The sequence below is a fragment of the uncultured Aquimarina sp. genome (assembly GCF_947492115.1).
Classification (GTDB): Bacteria; Bacteroidota; Bacteroidia; order Flavobacteriales; family Flavobacteriaceae; genus Aquimarina.
Window position 1 is genome coordinate 54,750 of sequence record NZ_CANLMM010000006.1, and the last position, 17,358, is coordinate 72,107.

At 32.9% G+C, this 17,358-nt stretch carries 15 protein-coding genes; 8 read left to right on the forward strand and 7 right to left on the reverse strand.

Translation table 11 applies throughout. The features are described from left to right. Positions 1 to 81: 81 nt before the first annotated feature. Entirely contained in the window at positions 82 to 624 is a 543-nt protein-coding gene (locus tag Q1A73_RS17880; RefSeq protein ID WP_299608258.1) for a DUF1599 domain-containing protein, read from the reverse strand. Positions 625 to 707: 83 nt separating this feature from the next. Here Q1A73_RS17880 and folP point away from each other — a divergent pair, with 83 nt between their 5' ends. From folP to Q1A73_RS17900, 4 genes are all read left to right on the forward strand, one after another. Beyond that, the gene (folP, locus tag Q1A73_RS17885) at positions 708 to 1,541 is read left to right on the forward strand and encodes a dihydropteroate synthase (RefSeq protein WP_299608260.1); all 834 of its coding nucleotides are present in this window, start codon (positions 708 to 710) and stop codon (positions 1,539 to 1,541) included. Between the two features lie 66 nt (positions 1,542 to 1,607). After that, entirely contained in the window at positions 1,608 to 2,384 is a 777-nt protein-coding gene (gene cdaA / locus Q1A73_RS17890; RefSeq protein WP_299608262.1) for a diadenylate cyclase CdaA, read from the forward strand. Beyond that, positions 2,385 to 3,179: a DUF3667 domain-containing protein gene (locus Q1A73_RS17895; protein ID WP_299608264.1), complete on the forward strand. Its 795-nt coding sequence runs from the start codon at positions 2,385 to 2,387 to the stop codon at positions 3,177 to 3,179. Positions 3,180 to 3,213: 34 nt separating this feature from the next. Further along, the gene (locus Q1A73_RS17900; RefSeq protein WP_299608266.1) at positions 3,214 to 3,990 is read left to right on the forward strand and encodes a DUF3667 domain-containing protein; all 777 of its coding nucleotides are present in this window, start codon (positions 3,214 to 3,216) and stop codon (positions 3,988 to 3,990) included. Here Q1A73_RS17900 and Q1A73_RS17905 read toward each other — a convergent pair. Both Q1A73_RS17905 and truA read right to left on the reverse strand, forming a co-directional pair. Then, positions 3,987 to 5,753, reverse strand: a complete 1,767-nt coding sequence (locus Q1A73_RS17905; protein ID WP_299608268.1) for an ABC transporter ATP-binding protein — start codon at positions 5,751 to 5,753, stop codon at positions 3,987 to 3,989. The two genes, Q1A73_RS17900 and Q1A73_RS17905, sit on opposite strands and share 4 nt — an antisense overlap. Beyond that, on the reverse strand, positions 5,753 to 6,502 hold the full coding sequence (gene truA / locus Q1A73_RS17910; RefSeq protein ID WP_299608270.1) for a tRNA pseudouridine(38-40) synthase TruA: 750 nt from the start codon (positions 6,500 to 6,502) through the stop codon (positions 5,753 to 5,755). Before truA ends, Q1A73_RS17905 begins: the two co-directional genes overlap by 1 nt. 118 nt (positions 6,503 to 6,620) lie before the next feature. Between truA and Q1A73_RS17915 the strand changes: the two genes are divergently transcribed. After that, positions 6,621 to 7,115 (forward strand): metallophosphoesterase family protein, encoded by a 495-nt coding sequence (locus Q1A73_RS17915; RefSeq protein ID WP_299608272.1) that lies wholly within the window; start codon positions 6,621 to 6,623, stop codon positions 7,113 to 7,115. Positions 7,116 to 7,173: 58 nt separating this feature from the next. Here Q1A73_RS17915 and Q1A73_RS17920 read toward each other — a convergent pair whose 3' ends face one another. After that, a complete protein-coding gene (locus Q1A73_RS17920; protein WP_299608274.1) occupies positions 7,174 to 7,584 on the reverse strand; it encodes a DUF4293 domain-containing protein in 411 nt (136 codons plus the stop codon). A 202-nt stretch (positions 7,585 to 7,786) separates the two neighbouring features. On the opposite strand from Q1A73_RS17920, the gene rho reads away from it, so the two are divergent. The 3 genes from rho to Q1A73_RS17935 all read left to right on the forward strand — a co-directional run bounded on the left by rho (position 7,787) and on the right by Q1A73_RS17935 (position 12,369). Next, entirely contained in the window at positions 7,787 to 9,466 is a 1,680-nt protein-coding gene (gene rho, locus Q1A73_RS17925) for a transcription termination factor Rho (protein WP_299608277.1), read from the forward strand. Positions 9,467 to 9,629: 163 nt separating this feature from the next. Next, entirely contained in the window at positions 9,630 to 10,298 is a 669-nt protein-coding gene (gene msrA / locus Q1A73_RS17930; protein ID WP_299608279.1) for a peptide-methionine (S)-S-oxide reductase MsrA, read from the forward strand. 898 nt (positions 10,299 to 11,196) lie between these two features. Further along, positions 11,197 to 12,369: an SH3 domain-containing protein gene (locus Q1A73_RS17935; protein WP_299608281.1), complete on the forward strand. Its 1,173-nt coding sequence runs from the start codon at positions 11,197 to 11,199 to the stop codon at positions 12,367 to 12,369. Positions 12,370 to 12,611: 242 nt separating this feature from the next. Here the strand turns inward: Q1A73_RS17935 and Q1A73_RS17940 are convergent, their stop codons facing one another. The 3 genes from Q1A73_RS17940 to Q1A73_RS17950 all read right to left on the reverse strand — a co-directional run bounded on the left by Q1A73_RS17940 (position 12,612) and on the right by Q1A73_RS17950 (position 17,262). Beyond that, positions 12,612 to 13,490: a bifunctional 5,10-methylenetetrahydrofolate dehydrogenase/5,10-methenyltetrahydrofolate cyclohydrolase gene (locus tag Q1A73_RS17940; protein WP_299608283.1), complete on the reverse strand. Its 879-nt coding sequence runs from the start codon at positions 13,488 to 13,490 to the stop codon at positions 12,612 to 12,614. Positions 13,491 to 13,536: 46 nt separating this feature from the next. Continuing rightward, on the reverse strand, positions 13,537 to 14,865 hold the full coding sequence (ffh, locus tag Q1A73_RS17945) for a signal recognition particle protein (RefSeq protein ID WP_299608285.1): 1,329 nt from the start codon (positions 14,863 to 14,865) through the stop codon (positions 13,537 to 13,539). Positions 14,866 to 15,078: 213 nt separating this feature from the next. Further along, complete coding sequence (locus Q1A73_RS17950) at positions 15,079 to 17,262, reverse strand: fasciclin domain-containing protein (protein ID WP_299608287.1); 2,184 nt, start codon at positions 17,260 to 17,262, stop codon at positions 15,079 to 15,081. Positions 17,263 to 17,358 lie beyond the last annotated feature (96 nt).

The following is a 17,358-nucleotide window of genomic DNA, read 5'->3' on the forward strand; positions in this document are numbered from 1 at the left end:
GAGATTATAAGTTATCGCGAACAAGATAAAGGGTTTATATCTTGTTATTTTTAGTTTAACAGTATTTTATAAAATCAAAAATTAATTTGCTTCACCCAAATGAATCATCGCAAATACGGCGTAATTAATCATATCCTGATAATTTGCATCGATCCCTTCGCTCACTAAAGTTTTGCCTTTATTATCTTCGATTTGTTTTACTCTTAATAGTTTTTGTAAGATCAGATCGGTAAGTGAACTTACTCTCATATCACGCCAAGCCTCGCCATAATCATGATTCTTATTCATCATCAATGTTTTAGTAATATTGATATGCTTATCGTATAATTCTGTCGCCAAATCTACAGATAAATCTGGCTGATCTACCACTCCCTTTTCTAATTGAATCAAAGCCATTAAGCTATAATTAATGATCCCAATGAACTCAGAAACTTCTCCTTCATCTACTTTTCTTTCTACATTTTCCTGTAATCCACGAATTCGTTGCGCTTTTATAAAAATTTGATCTGTAAGAGATGGTAATCTTAAGATTCTCCAGGCACTTCCATAATCTTTCATTTTCTTAGTAAATAAATCACGACATTTGGTGATTATTGCGTCATATTGGGTAGACGTATCTTGCATATAACTGTTGAATTTTGCGTAAATTTCGCTTTAATATGGCAATTATACCAAATAAACATTAAAAATATAGCATAAACCTTTCTATGACTATCAATTGCAAAGGGTCTTTAATTGATCTCAGTTCCCCGAAGGTAATGGGAATTTTAAACCTAACTCCAGATTCTTTTTATGACGGAGGAAAATATAAGGATGAATCACAAATCTTATTGCAGGTAGAAAAAATGCTGCAAGAAGGAGCTACATTTATTGATCTTGGAGCTTATTCCTCTAGACCAGGAGCAGCTCATATTTCTCTTGATGAAGAAGAGAAAAGAATCTTACCTATTGTAACTTTAATTCTTTCAAAATTTCCAAAAGCAATTTTATCAATAGACACTTTTAGAAGTAGTATCGCCACAAAATGTATTGATGCTGGAGCGGCAATTATAAATGATATCTCAGCGGGCAATCTTGATACGGATATGATTGGCATTGTAGGTCAATTAAAAGTCCCATACATTATGATGCATATGAAGGGTACCCCACAAACTATGAAATCACTAAATCAATATTCGGATTTGGTGAAAGAAGTTCAGTTTTATTTTTCTCAGAAAGTAGCAGAAGCAAGACTAGCGGGTATCAACGATATTATTATAGATCCTGGCTTTGGATTTGCTAAAGATATTGATCAGAATTTTGAACTGCTGAATAAATTAGAGCTACTTAAACTACAAGAGCTTCCTATTCTTGCAGGTGTCTCTCGAAAATCGATGATATATAAAACTCTGAATAGCACTCCTTCTGAATCGCTGAATGGAACTACTTCTCTCAATACCATTGCTTTGTTAAAAGGAGCTTCTATATTAAGAGTTCATGATGTAAAAGAAGCTATGGAATGTGTAAATCTAGTAAACAAATACAATAATTTTACAGATTAATCATTTTGAATAAAAGATCTGAAACAGAGTTTCGCTAATTTTTCTATTTTTACAAAAAGACCGCCTTTGGATTTAATCAATGTTAGAATATTAGATATCCTGGATATCGTGTTGGTAGCACTGCTACTCTACTATATGTATAAATTGGTTAAAGGTACTGCCGCTATCAATATTTTTATAGGAATCGTAATGATCTATCTTGTCTGGAAACTAACTCAGTTTCTGGCGATGGAGATGCTTAGTAGTGTTTTAGGGGAGTTTATTGGCGTAGGAATGTTTGCGTTGATTGTTGTTTTTCAGCAAGAGATTAGAAAATTTCTTCTTATGATTGGATCTACAAACTTTGGTAGAAGAAGAAAATTTTTGCGACAATTAAAATTCATAAGAGACACTCCAGAAGATAGTGTAACGGATGTGGGTGCTATTGTAAGAGCTTGTCAGAAAATGGGAGATACCTTTACAGGAGCATTGATTGTAATTAAAAGAAATACCGCATTAGACTTTGTTAAAAACACAGGTGATGAACTCGATATATTAGTAAAAACACCAATAATAGAAAGTATTTTTTATAAAAATAGTCCATTACACGATGGAGCTATGATTATTGAAGACAATAGAATTGTTGCTACTCGAGTGATATTACCAGTATCAAACGACAGAGACATCCCTTTACGATTTGGATTAAGACACCGAGCTGCCATAGGAATTACCGAAAAAACCGATGGATTAGCTATTATTGTAAGTGAAGAAACTGGTCAGATATCTTATATAAAAAATGGTGAATTTGTCATCTTTAAAACACCAGAAGAATTAATTGAAAAAATAAAGAAAGATCTACAATAGATGGACAATAAACTTAGTAACATTAAATATTGTAAGAACTGTGGCTTCGAAATTGCCAACTTTCCCTTTTGTCCAGAATGTGGTGCTAAAAAAATTACGAAGCGAATTACTTTTAAAAATTTAACTCAAGAATTTAGTGATCGTTTTTTAAACTTAGATAATTCTTTTATTAGAACATTCGTTCATCTTTTCACAAAACCAAAGGATGTGATTGATGGATTTATCAATGGACTTAGAAAAAGATACATTAACGTTTTTAGTTATTTTGCAATTTCTCTTACCATAGCAAGTTTATATACATTTATTCTAAAAAAATACATGGAGGATATATTTGCGAAAACAATGGTCTCCGAAGAACAACTAGAAGTAAGTAAAATAGCATCTGATATTTCTTTTGAATACCAATCTGTTACCTCTTTCTTAACAATTCCGATATTAGCCTTAATATCTAGGCTTGTGTTTTTAAATTATAAAAAGTATAATCTAACGGAACATTTGGTTATTCATCTATACGCTTATTCACACATTACCATGGTAATAAGTTTCATAACCTTGCCTATACTTTTAACTGTTGAGAATCTTTACCCAGTACTATGGATTCAATTCTCTGCTTCTATATTCTACATCGCATATGTTTTAAAGAAGCTATATGACTTAAGTTGGAAAAAAATCATTTTAAAAACACTATTATTTTTTGTAATCATGAGCATATTATTTGTTATTTTCTCCATTGTTATTGCTTTTATTATGATACAAAGTGGTGTAATGCCTATCGACGGAAGCTCTTCTATTTAAAACATCAAATATTTAAAAATCACCTAAGAAATAAATGGATAAAACTGTTACAGTTTCTAATTGCAAGAACTGCGGATATAATGTTGAAAATGTAAACTTTTGCTCTCACTGCGGAGCTAAAAAGATTACAAAAAGAATTACCTATAAAAATTTAATTACTGAAATAACAGAAGTATATTTAAATATTGATGGTACCCTTATAAAAACCATTAAGGACTTAACAATAAAACCTCACATTGTTATTAATGACTATATCAATGGAGTTAGAAAAAAGCATTTAAACTTACCATCTTATCTGTTATTATCTCTTACCCTATCTACTCTTTTAAGTTTTATAAAGGAGAAAGCATTTAACATTGCTTCTGAAATAGATAAAAGTGATAAAAATTCTGAGGTGGTAGAGTTTTTAAAAGAAACGGTAGAAAAATTTCCAACCTTGGGATATTTTATCTTAATACCTCTGTTTTCACTCATGTCTCGCTTTGTCTTTAGAAAATACAGAAAGTACAATTTTCTAGAACACAACGTAATCAATGCGTATCTCATAGCTCATATTACCATACTTACTTTTATACCCTACATTATTACTTTTTGTTTTGGAGACTACGTAGAGGAGACTAGTTCTATATTTTTATTAATACAACTTATTTATGCAACCTTCTTGTTCAAAAACTTATATAATGTTAGTTATTGGAGAGTCATAATTAAAGGTTTTGTTGGATTTCTATTAATAAGTTTAATAGTGTTTGGAATTGCGATTATCGCAGGAATAGCTTCCGGAATATTAAAAGAAAGCGGGTTAATTAATTAAACCTCCCTCATTTCGCTAAACTGCACGTCGTAGAGGTTTTTATAATACCCATTTTCTACTTCTAGTAGTTCGTTATGATTTCCTTGCTCTACAATTTTACCACTATCCATTACAATAATTTTATCTGCATTTTTGATGGTAGCTAGTCGGTGAGCAATTACTATAGAGGTTCTTCCCTGAGTAATTTTATCCGTAGCATCTTGGATCAGTTGTTCGCTATGCGAGTCTATAGAAGAGGTAGCTTCATCCAACACTAAAATTCCAGGGTTGGTTACATACGCTCTTAGAAAAGAAATTAATTGTCTTTGCCCGGAAGAAAGCATTACACCTCTTTCTTTTACATTATAATGATATCCATTTGGAAGACTTTTTATAAAATCATGGATTCCTATCTCTTTAGCAGCTTTTACCACCCTTTCTTCTGTGATATCAGGATTGTTAAGTGTAATATTATTAAAAATAGTATCTGCAAATAAAAACACATCCTGTAACACTACTGCGATATGATTCCTTAAGGATTTTAAATCAATATCATGAATGTTTGTGCTATCGATAGAAACAACTCCATCATCTATTTCATAAAACCTATTTAGTAAATTGATAATGGTTGATTTTCCAGCACCAGTAGCTCCTACAATCGCTACGGTTTCTCCTGGTTTTACCGAAAACGAGATTCCTTTTAAAACCTCTTCGTCCTCAACATAACTAAACCTTACATCTTCAAAATCAATTGCTCCTTTTATTGTTTCAAGCTCTATTTGTCCAAAATCATTGATCTTAGATTCGGTATCTAGAATTGCAAATACTCTATTTGCCGCTACCATACCCATTTGCAGTGTATTAAACTTATCTGCAATTTGTCTCAGAGGTCTAAAAAGCATCTGTGAGAGCTCTATAAAAGCAATCACCACACCCAAGGTAATCACATCTCCTTGTGCAGCTTTTAAACCTCCATACCATACGATCAATCCAGTAGTAATAGAACTCGACATTTCGGCAATTGGAAAAAAGATAGAATTATACCACACGGTTTTTATCCAACCTTTTTTATGCTTTTCATTAATCTCTTTGAAACTATTATACTCTATTTCTTCTCTGGTAAAAAGCTGAACAATCTTCATTCCTGTTATTCGCTCTTGTACAAAAGAATTAAGATTAGAAACTTGCGTTCTTACTTCCTCAAACGCTGTTTTCATTTTTCTTTGGAAAACTCTGGTAGCAAAAACAATAAAAGGTAATACAGCAAGAACAATTAATGTAAGTTGCCAACTGTAATAAATCATGAAACAAAGAATCACAAACATTTTAAGCAGATCACTAATAATCATGAAAAGTCCTTGGCTAAAAATACTTGCTATGGTTTCTATATCACTAACCGCACGAGTAACTAATCTTCCCACAGCAGATTGATCATAATATTGTTTTTTAAAACTCAACATATGATCAAAAAGTTTTACCCTTATATCTCTTATAACTTCTTGCCCTAACCAGTTTGCAAAATAAATAAACAGAAATTGAAACACTACTTCTAACAGCAATACTCCTAGCATTAAACCGATGTAAAACAAGATTAAATTACCGTCTTTAGGGATAAAACTTTTATCAATCGCTTTTTGCAGCAGTAGCGGTCTTAGTATAGCAAATCCTGACAACAATATTGCAGATAGCGCTACGAAATAAAAGGTAAATCGATAAGGGTTTGTATACCCTATCAATCTTCTGAATAATTTAAAATCAAATGCTTTTCCGCTTTTTCCAGCCATTATTGTGTTAAGTATATAGTATTGGGATATGCTACTTTCGTCAAATATAATCCATGAGCTGGTACAGAATACCCAGCTTCACTACGATTTTCACTTTTTATAATTTCTTTTAAATCTTCAAGATCTAATTTATGCTCTCCTATTTCTACAAGAGTTCCTACGACAGCTCTAACCATATTTCGGAGAAAACGATTAGCCGTAATCTTGAAAATCAACAAACTGCCATTTCTTTCCCAAACAGCATTTGTAATAGTACAATTATACGTTTTTACATCGGTTTTGGACTTACTAAAACATTTAAAGTTCGTATAGTTTAACAGTAATTTAGCAGCTTTATTCATTAAATCTATGTCCAAATCCTTTTTAAGATAGTAAGCATGATTTATACTGAAAGGATCTTTTTCTAAAGTAATAATATACTCATATGACCTACTCATAGCGTCGAACCTAGCATGCACCTCTTCTTGCACTAAATATATCTTTTGAATTGCAATATCTTTAGGAAGAAGAGAATTAAGCTTATAACATAATTGGTCTACATCGATATCCTTTTCATAATCAAAATGCGCCATAATCTGTTTTGCATGAACACCTGCATCTGTTCTTCCTGCTCCAACAATCTCTATTTTTGCTTTTAATAATAAGGACAAAGAACTTTCTAACACCTCTTGTATAGAAATTGCATTAGGCTGTCTTTGCCAACCATGATAAGAAGTTCCTTTATAAGAAAGTTCTAAAAAATATCTCAAAGCTTTATTCTATTTTTGTTTTTAATATGATGGCAAATATACTTCATATAAAAGAGATTAATTCTACGAACATATTTGCGATTATTTATATGATAATAAACCAAACCAATACATCAATTTGAAAAAAATACTTTTACTAAGTGACACTCATAGTTATATAGATGATCGGATCTTACACTATGTAGAACAAACGGACGAAGTTTGGCATGCAGGAGACATAGGAGACTTAAGTGTGACGGATGCAATTGAAAATATAAAACCGCTTCGAGCGGTATATGGAAATATAGATAATGATAAAGCAAGAGTAAGCTTTCCTTTACATCAACGATTTCATTGCGAAAAAGTATCTGTATGGATTACCCATATTGGTGGCTATCCACCAAAATATAACAGTAATACCAGAAAAGAAATACAAAACAATCCTCCTGACTTATTTATATGTGGCCACTCTCATATATTAAAGGTAATTCCTGATAAAACAAATAGAGTATTACACATGAATCCTGGAGCCGCGGGAAAACATGGCTTCCATAAAGTAAGAACAATGTTGCGCTTTACTATAGATCAGGATAAAATAGAAAATCTAGAAGTAATCGAACTTGGTAAAAAATAAGAACCCGAAGTTGGCATACTCCGGGTTCTAACGCACTAATACTACTAAGATTTTAGGTTTATCGTAATCGGTCTACTGATTTTACGAGATTTTCATCCTTTTTAATAGCCTTATTGGCTACCACTAATAAAACGATAGAAATAATAGGAAGTAACATCCCAATACCTTTCTCTGAAACCAATGTTTCTCCAGATAATGTTAGCGACCAATAAACAAATACTCCTAGTAAAATAAAGTTTAATAAGATATTGATTCGCCCCAAAACAAATTGAAGCTGTCTATTTTTAAACAAAAAAATACTCACCACTGCTAAAACCGCAGATCCAGCAAACATTCCTAACACCAAAAGATTATCTTTTGCTAATAATTCATTTTTATCTTGATCAAATCCGTAAGGTACTAATGTAGAAACTACACTAGCTATTAACGCTACTAATAGTAAGTATATGGATTGAATTCGTTGTATCATTACCCCTTCTTCTTTTGGAAAAGCAAAAATAAGAGTTTCTTTTTATAAATATGTGTAAAAAATCAAAAATAAAGTCGTATACTTGCATCACAATTTATGTAACCCATTCTTAATTAGGTTACTTACCTTCTTAATAAAATTTTCCTAGAATTCTTCTTTAGAAAATTTAACACCAGAACCTTAAATTATATAACAAACTTAAATGTTAGAGATTTCTGAATTAAAAGCGAAAAAGCTTCCTGAGCTACAGGAAATTGCGAAAAGTTTAAATGTGCCTAAATTTCGCAGCATGAAAAAATTAGACTTGGTATATCAAATATTAGATTACCAAGCGGCGAACCCTAATAAGGTTAAAGAGGTCATTACAGAAGATACTTCGGCTAAAACCGAAAAAGCTGAACCAAAACCTGCTGCGCGTCAAAAAAGACCTCGCACAAAAAAAGCTCAAGCACCGAATACAGCTACTACAAAAGAAGCAACAGGCGCTCAGGAAAAAAGCACTACTCCTAAAAAAGAAGCAAGAGACACAAATCAAAGCAACAAACAACCTGTTGTAAACAAAAAACCTCAGAAAAAGCAAGAGGACAAAAAACAAGAGGATAAAAAGGAAGAGCGAAAAGAAGAAAGAAAGGACAATAGAAACAGGAATAACGATAAATCCCAGAACAAAAACCGTAATAACAACAATAATAAAAAAGAAAATAACGGAAACAGGGATAATGGAAATAGAGATAACAGAAATCGCTATAAAGAACCCGATTATGAATTTGATGCAATTATTCAGAGTGAAGGAGTTCTGGACATCATGCAAGATGGATATGGTTTTTTAAGATCTAGTGATTACAACTACCTTTCTTCTCCTGATGATATTTACGTATCTCAATCTCAAATAAGACTTTTTGGATTAAAAACAGGAGATACCGTTTTAGGACAAGTAAGACCTCCAAAAGAAGGAGAAAAATATTTTCCTTTAATAAAAGTAAACAAAATCAATGGACTTGACCCGCAGGTAGTAAGAGATAGAGTATCTTTTGAACACCTTACTCCTCTTTTCCCTCAGGAGAAATTCAAAATTGCAGAGAAGCAAAGTACTATCTCTACAAGAATCATGGATTTATTCTCACCTATCGGAAAAGGACAACGTGGTATGATTGTATCACAACCTAAAACAGGTAAAACCATGTTACTAAAGGATGTTGCTAATGCAATCGCAGCAAATCACCCTGAAGTGTATCAAATGATATTACTGATTGATGAGCGCCCAGAGGAAGTAACAGACATGCAAAGAAATGTAAGAGGAGAAGTAATAGCCTCTACTTTTGATAAAGAAGCTCATGAACATGTCAAAATTGCCAATATCGTTCTAGAAAAAGCTAAGAGATTAGTAGAATGCGGCCATGATGTTGTCATATTATTAGACTCTATTACACGTCTTGCAAGAGCATATAACACAGTACAGCCTGCTTCTGGTAAAATTCTAAGTGGTGGTGTAGATGCTAATGCTTTGCACAAACCAAAACGATTCTTTGGAGCTGCCAGAAATATTGAGAATGGAGGATCATTAACAATCATTGCAACAGCTTTAACCGAAACCGGATCTAAAATGGATGAAGTTATTTTTGAAGAATTCAAAGGTACTGGTAATATGGAATTACAATTAGATCGTAAAATATCTAATAGAAGAATATTCCCTGCAATTGACCTCACCTCTTCTAGCACACGTCGAGATGACATCTTATTAGACGAAAGCACAATTCAAAGAATGTGGGTAATGAGAAAATATTTAGCAGACATGAATCCTGTCGAAGCGATGGAATTCATTAATGAGCGATTTAAACAAACGAGAAATAACGACGAATTTCTAATATCCATGAATGGATAAAAAATTCAATAAAACTTAAATAAAGAAGGCTATCGATATGATAGCCTTCTTTATTTACAACTTCTTTAAGACCTCATTACTCAGAATCTAATTAATTTTGCTACAAGTGCATCTTGAAAGGTTTCTTTCAAAACTCAGACTACTAATAGCAAAAACTATTATCATGAAGACATTATTATATAGCACACTCACTATTTCGATTTTACTTTTTGGCTGCCAAGGAACTAGTCAAACGAAAAATACACTAACAAATACAGAAACACAAAATATGACGCCTGTTCAAGTTGAACCAATAAATGGATTGGAACGAGCTTATTTTGCAAGTGGATGTTTTTGGTGTGTTGAAGCAATTTATGAAAGTGTAATTGGCGTAGAAGAGGTTATTTCTGGGTATTCCGGAGGACATACAGAAAACCCGACATATGAATCAAGTAATACAGGGCGGACCGGTCATGCAGAAGCTGTTGAAGTACTATACGACCCTAAAATAGTTTCGTTTTCTACCTTAGTAGATGTATATTTTGGATCACAAAATGTAACCCAAATAAACGGTCAAGGCCCTGATAGAGGTCCCCAATATCGATCCATTATATTTTATCAAAATGATACTCAAAAGGAAATTATTACAAAAAAGAAGGAGTTTTTAAGCAAAAGTATCAATAGAAAAATTGCTGCAGAAATCATGCCTTTTCAAAAATTTTGGAAAGCAGAAGAATACCATCAGGATTATGAAAAAAGAAACCCTTACAACAGGTATATTCAAAATATTTCCGTGCCTAGATTAAAACGTTTTCAGAAAAAATTCCCTGAATTAATAAAGAATACTCACTAAGCATATTCTAGTTGCACAACAACAAATTCTTCTGAATAAAAATCAAATTCTCACTAAAATCGTACACACAAAAAACCGTCAGCAATTTCTGACCATAGATAAATATGGCTAAAAATTATGCCAAATAAATTCCAAAATACCCCCAAGGTAAAACCATAATAGATAAAATGAAACACCACTTTTCAAGAATTCAAAAACAATTTTCGATTTTATAAAAACGAAGAGTAGAAAAAATATAACTATTTAATTATCAAAACAATAAATCTAATAAAAGTAAAATTCAATCTACTCAAATTTAAAAAAAAGCTATGCAAGCATAATTAATTATGTTAAAATATTGTGAAAATTTAAGTTTTTAACTTCATTCACATCTTCGAAAAAACCTAAAAAATATTATCACGAACTAACAAAAAACACGAACCGACTTCAAGCCCAATAAAATCAATATAAATCAGATGTAATACACAAAAAAATCGTTGAAAAACACAAATTGAATAAAAAAAAAGTAAAACTTTATGTAAATAAAGTGAAAACTAGTTGCGTTTTTCAGATTAATAACTTACTTTTGTTTATAGTTTAATAGTTTTCATTTCAGGTGATTAATTAACAAGTTTAAACTTACACTATAAAAAAACACGTGTAAATCGCTTAAAATCAGAAACTTACAAACTAAAACGTTCTTTAAAATTGGAAATATTTTTAACGAAACAATAAATCGTTAACAATTTCTAAATGTCAAAAAAACAAGTTTGGCATATTTTTTGAAAGCGCATTTTTGAACATGAATTTGAATAAATTTTTTAATATTATAGAGTAAACCCGAAAAAAAGCAATACAAAGATTATAGACCCTAATCTGCTTTATTTTTGAATTTTAATTATGTAAACACAGAAAGATTATGAAATCAATTTTTACATTTATTTTGTTATTGGTGATGACTTCTTCGACTTTCGCTCAGATAAAGTCATTAGACCGCTATTTAATGTCTACTGCAAAGTTAGAGTTAAGAACTGGACCTGGAGCGAATTTTGATATTATCGGTGAGATACCACAAGGAACTCAAGTATACGTTATTAGTTCTGGATATGGTGATTGGAGTACTGTACAATATAAGAATGGTAATGGATTCGTACTTACCAAGTTATTGGCAGAAGATAATAGTATTGCTGAAGCTGAAAGAGCTGCTAAAGCTGCAGAAGCTAAGAAAAGAGCTGCTAAAGCTGCTGCTGAAAAAGCAATTAGAGATGCTGAAGCTGCTAAAATAGCTGCTGCCGAAGCTGCGAGAAAAGCTATTGCAGAAGCTGAAAGATTACAAAGATTAGCAGAACAGGAAGCAACGGCTGCTGCCGCTGCCGCTGCTGCCGCTAATAAAAATAAGAGTGTGGCTGAGCAAAGAAGACTTGCAGAATTAGCTGAAACTCAGAAAGCATTAGAAGAGGCAAACAAAAGAACTCTTGGTTCTACTGAAACTGCTTATACACCTATAGAATCAAAAACATCTTCTAACGGAAGCAATGCAAGTTCTTCTAATAGAGCTGCCGCTGCTCCATCTAAAGCAGTAAGAGAAAATAAATTCTCAAGCTGGGAAAAGAAAACATACAAATCTGGAGCAACACCGAAATCCTTTAACTTTAAAGGTAAGTTCGAGTATAAGTTGGACAACTACCTTAAAATAGAAGTTGGTAAAAATACAGATGTTGTTGTAAAACTTGTGAAAATGGGTAAAACAGCAAAAGATGATGAAACAATCAGAATTGTATATATCAATAGTAATCAAACACAATACATAAGAAATATTCCTGAAGGTGAGTACTACTGTGTTATTGCTTATGGAAAAGATTGGAGAGAAGATCCAAATGCTCCTAAAGGAAGAGGACAAGGACAATTTACGAAGAATCCTCTATACGAAAAAGGTCAGGATATCTTAGATTACAACACGATCAAAACTCCTGAAGGAATGAATGTACCTTCATATAGTTTATCTCTTGACTTATTACCAAATGGAACACTTTATGGTAATGATGCAGAAGATCAAGACAATATTGACGCAAGCGCGTTCGGAAAATATTAAAAAACACACATAATTATAATTTATTATCACCAATAATAAATGTAAAAATAAAAGAGGTGCCATAAAAATGGCACCTCTTTTATTTTCCTTTCTGCTTAGTTCTCTACAAACTGGACTAAATAACAACTTTCTAAAACAACCTAATAAGCAGCATAAAAAAGCTCTAGTTCAATCGAACTAGAGCTTTTTTATGAAATGATATTTCTATTTAATTTAAATACACTTAAACAATAAAAAGAAACTTATTTTCTATGTCTTTCTCTTGCTAACAAAGTGTTCTTAAGTAACATGGCTATTGTCATAGGTCCTACACCACCGGGAACAGGTGTAATATAAGAAGCTTTCTTACTTACATTTTCATAATCCACATCACCTACAATTCTATACCCCTTTTCTCTAGAATCATCCGCAACTCTGGTAATACCCACATCAATAATAACAGCATCATCTTTAACCATTTCTGCTTTTAAAAAGTTAGGAACCCCTAAAGCGGAGATCACAATATCAGCTTGAGAAATAATCTGAGTAATATTTTTTGTGTGGCTATGAGTAAGCGTAACTGTTGAATTACCAGGCCAACCTTTTCTACCCATTAAAATACTCATGGGTCTACCGACGATATGACTTCTTCCAATTACAACAGTATGTTTTCCTTTGGTATCTACATTATAACGTTCTAACAACTCTAATATACCAAACGGTGTCGCTGGTATAAAAGTTGACATATCTAAGGCCATTTTTCCAAAATTCATTGGATGAAAACCATCTACATCCTTATCAGGATCTACTGCCAAAAGCACTTTTTGCGTGTCTATCTGAGGAGGTAATGGTAATTGAACTATAAATCCGTCGATATCTGAGTTCTCATTTAACTCTTTAATCTTTGCTAGTAATTCTACCTCACTTGTAGTACTTGGCATTTTAACTAAAGTAGACTCAAATCCGATTTTTTCACAAGCTCTTACCTTGCTTCCTACATAAGTTAAACTCGCCCCATCGTTTCCAACCAAAACAGCTGCTAAATGTGGAACTTTTTCGCCGCGATCTTTCATCTTTTGAACTTCAGCAGCAATTTCGTTTTTTATATCGTTACTTATTTTTTTTCCGTCTAAAACTTCCATAGTAAGCCCCTACTCTATATTTAAAATTATTAATTGATTATAAAAGTTATCTCATCTTACCCATCATTTGCATCATACGCTTTCCTCCGCCACCTTGCATCATCTTCATCATTTTACTCATTTGATCAAACTGTTTAAGTAGTTGATTTACCTGCTGAACTGAGGTTCCTGAACCTTTTCCAATACGTTTTTTTCTACTCGCATTAATAATTTGAGGTTTTGTGCGCTCTTCAGGTGTCATGGAATGAATAATTGCTTCAATATGCTTAAATGCATCATCATCTATATCTACATTCTTCATCATTTTACCAGCTCCAGGAATCATCCCCACAAGATCTTTCATATTTCCCATCTTCTTTACTTGCTGGATTTGTTTTAAGAAATCATCGAAACCGAATTGATTTTTTGCAATTTTCTTTTGTAGCTTTCTTGCTTCCTCTTCATCAAATTGCTCCTGCGCTCTTTCCACTAAAGAAACTACGTCTCCCATCCCCAGTATACGATCCGCCATTCTGGAAGGATAGAACACATCGATAGCTTCCATCTTCTCACCAGTACCAATAAATTTTATCGGTTTATTTACAACAGATTTAATAGAAATAGCTGCTCCACCTCTGGTATCTCCATCAAGCTTCGTAAGGATTACTCCGTCAAAGTTCAATAAATCATTAAATGCTTTCGCAGTATTAACAGCATCCTGCCCAGTCATGGAATCTACTACAAATAATGTTTCATTTGGAGTAACGGCTTTATGAATATTTGCAATCTCGGTCATCATCACCTCATCTACAGCTAAACGACCTGCAGTATCAATTATAACTACATTAAATCCATTAGCTTTTGCATGAGCAACACCTGCTTTTGCAATAGCAACTGGATCAGAGTTACCTCTATCACTAAAAACCTCTACATTAATTTGTTCACCAACAACATGCAACTGGTCTATCGCTGCTGGTCTATAAACATCACAAGCCACTAAAAGTGGTTTCTTAGTTTTTTTATTCTTTAAATAATTCGCTAGCTTTCCAGAAAATGTTGTTTTACCAGAACCCTGTAAACCTGACATTAAGATGACAGAAGGATTTCCTGAGAGATTAACTCCAGCTACATCACCACCCATCAATTCAGTTAACTCATCTTTTACAAGTTTAACCATTAATTGACCAGGCTTAAGCGATTTAAGCACGTTTTGACCTAAAGCTTTTTCCTTTACGGTTGCTGTAAAATCTTTAGCAATTTTATAATTAACATCAGCATCTACCAATGCTCTACGTACTTCTTTAAGTGTCTCAGCAACATTTACTTCAGTAATCTGACCGTGACCTTTTAAAATATGTAACGCTTTATCTAACTTATCACTTAAATTATCAAACATATACTTTATTCTGATTTTTCAACATCTACTTTTTTAGCAGAATGGTGCAAATTTAATGATTTGAAGTGTATTTATAAAGAATGGTTAAGATAGAATTCTACATCATCCTGCAATTAATATTAAAAAAAGAAAAAGCTATTAGAAAGACATTAAAAATTCTTTCTAATAGCTCTTCAGACAATTATTTATGGCTAACTCAAATGTCTATTTCTTTTAGTGCAATGCTGATGGAATTAAAACTTCATTAATTACATGTACAATTCCATTTGAAGCTTCTACACCTGCCAACAACACTTTAATGGACTCATTTAAAAACACCACACCGTCGATCATTTCTATAGTTACTTCTTCTCCTTGTACGGTAGTTACAGTTTGACCAGCCAATAAATCTTGGGCAGTAAACTTACCTGCTGCAACATGATATAACAAAACTTCTGTAAGAGCTTCTCCACTTGGAATCGATTCTAAAGCAGCAAATGCATCATTGGTCGGTGCAAATACTGTGAAAGGTCCGTCTCCATTTAACGTATCAACAAGATCAGCTGCTTGTAATGCACCCACTAAAGTAGAAAGTTCTGGTGTACCTACAGCTATCTCTACAATTGATTGTAAATCAGCAGGAGGTAGTAAAACCCCATCTATAACATGAACAATACCATTAGAAGCTTCAACATCTGCAATTACAACTTTAATAGAGCCATTTAAAAATACTTCTCCATCTATCATTTCTATAGTCACCTCATCTCCTTGCACTGTTGTAACTGTCTGACCAGCAATCAAATCTTCTGCCGTAAACTTACCTGCTGCAACATGATACAAAAGAACCTCTGTAAGAGCTTCTCCACTTGGAATCACTTCTAAAGCAGCAAATGCATCATTGGTCGGTGCAAATACTGTGAAAGGACCATCTCCATTTAACGTATCAACAAGATCAGCCGCTTGTAATGCACTTACTAGCGTTGATAACTCTGGTGTGGCTACAGCTATCTCTACGATTGATTGTAAATCAGCAGGAGGCAGTAAAACCCCATCTATAACATGAACAATACCATTAGAAGCTTCAATATCTGCAATTATGACTTTAATAGCGCCATTTAGAAACACTTCTCCATCTATCATTTCTATAGTTACCTCATCTCCTTGCACTGTTGTAACCGTCTGACCAGCTATTAAATCTTCTGCCGTAAACTTACCTGCTGCAACATGATATAAAAGAACTTCTGTAAGAGCTTCTCCACTAGGAATCGATTCTAAAGCAGCAAATGCATCATTGGTCGGTGCAAATACTGTGAAAGGTCCGTCTCCATTCAAAGTATCAACAAGATCAGCCTCTTGCAAAGCACCTACTAAAGTTGATAACTCTGGAGTGGCTACAGCAATCTCTACAATACTTTGTAGTGGTTGAAATGATGGTGGTATCAATACTGCATCTATAACCTGAATTACTCCATTAGATCCTCCGATGTTTGCAGAAAGTAATTTTACGGTATCATTAATTACTATTTCATTATTATCATCTAGACTAACTTTTATATTTTCTCCTTGCAATGTCTCAATCATTTCCTGTGCCAATAACTGTGGGGTATTTAATCTCCCACTCGCTACATGATATAACAGTACTTGTTTTAAAACTTCTAATTCTGGAACTTCATCCAATGCAGCAAACGCTTCATCGGTTGGAGCGAAAACAGTGAACGGACCTTCTCCTGTTAGAGGCGCTACTAAATCAGTAGCTTGTAATGCTCCTACTAAAGAGGTGAATCTACCATCCTCAACAATTAACTCCACTATTGTTTTATCAGGGAAAATTGTTTTAATTAATTCCGCACTCCATTCTCCTCTACCAATACCATTACCAAAAATTCTAAATCCTCCTTCTAAGTTCCCTTCTTCATCTACTCTACCAATTCCAAAAATTAAATTCCTTCCAGGTGGATTTATGATTAGATAAACAATACCGTCACTTATAATAGCTCCTCTAGTTCGTGCTCTTGAGCCATCTGGTAATACCAAGTTCCCTCTAACAATGGTAAAACTAGCATGATATAAAGTAAAATTTAAACGAAGTTCACCTTCAATATTAGTTCCTGCTCCAGCCCCGCTATTGATTGATGCAGAAAAATCATATACTCTTCTTTCTCTACTAATATCAAATAAAGAATTTTTAGACAAGCCAAAAGCTTCTTCTTCATTTTCAGGCTCTAGCAACTCACCATCAATTATATTTTGGGTCATTTCTTCTATTTCATCAAAGCTGATGATGTTTGATTCTTCAAATTCAATCAAACTTGGATCTGATTCATTTAACTGTTCATTATCTGTTTTACAAGAGATAAAAACATTGATTACGAAAAGGCACAACAAAGGCACCGATAATCTTTTGATTAACGTTTTCATAGGTTTTAATTTAAATTAGTTAATATTTAAAATGAGTGTGTAAAAAAGGGCATTTAGCTCTTAACTAATTGAAAAATCAATCTGTAACTAAATGCC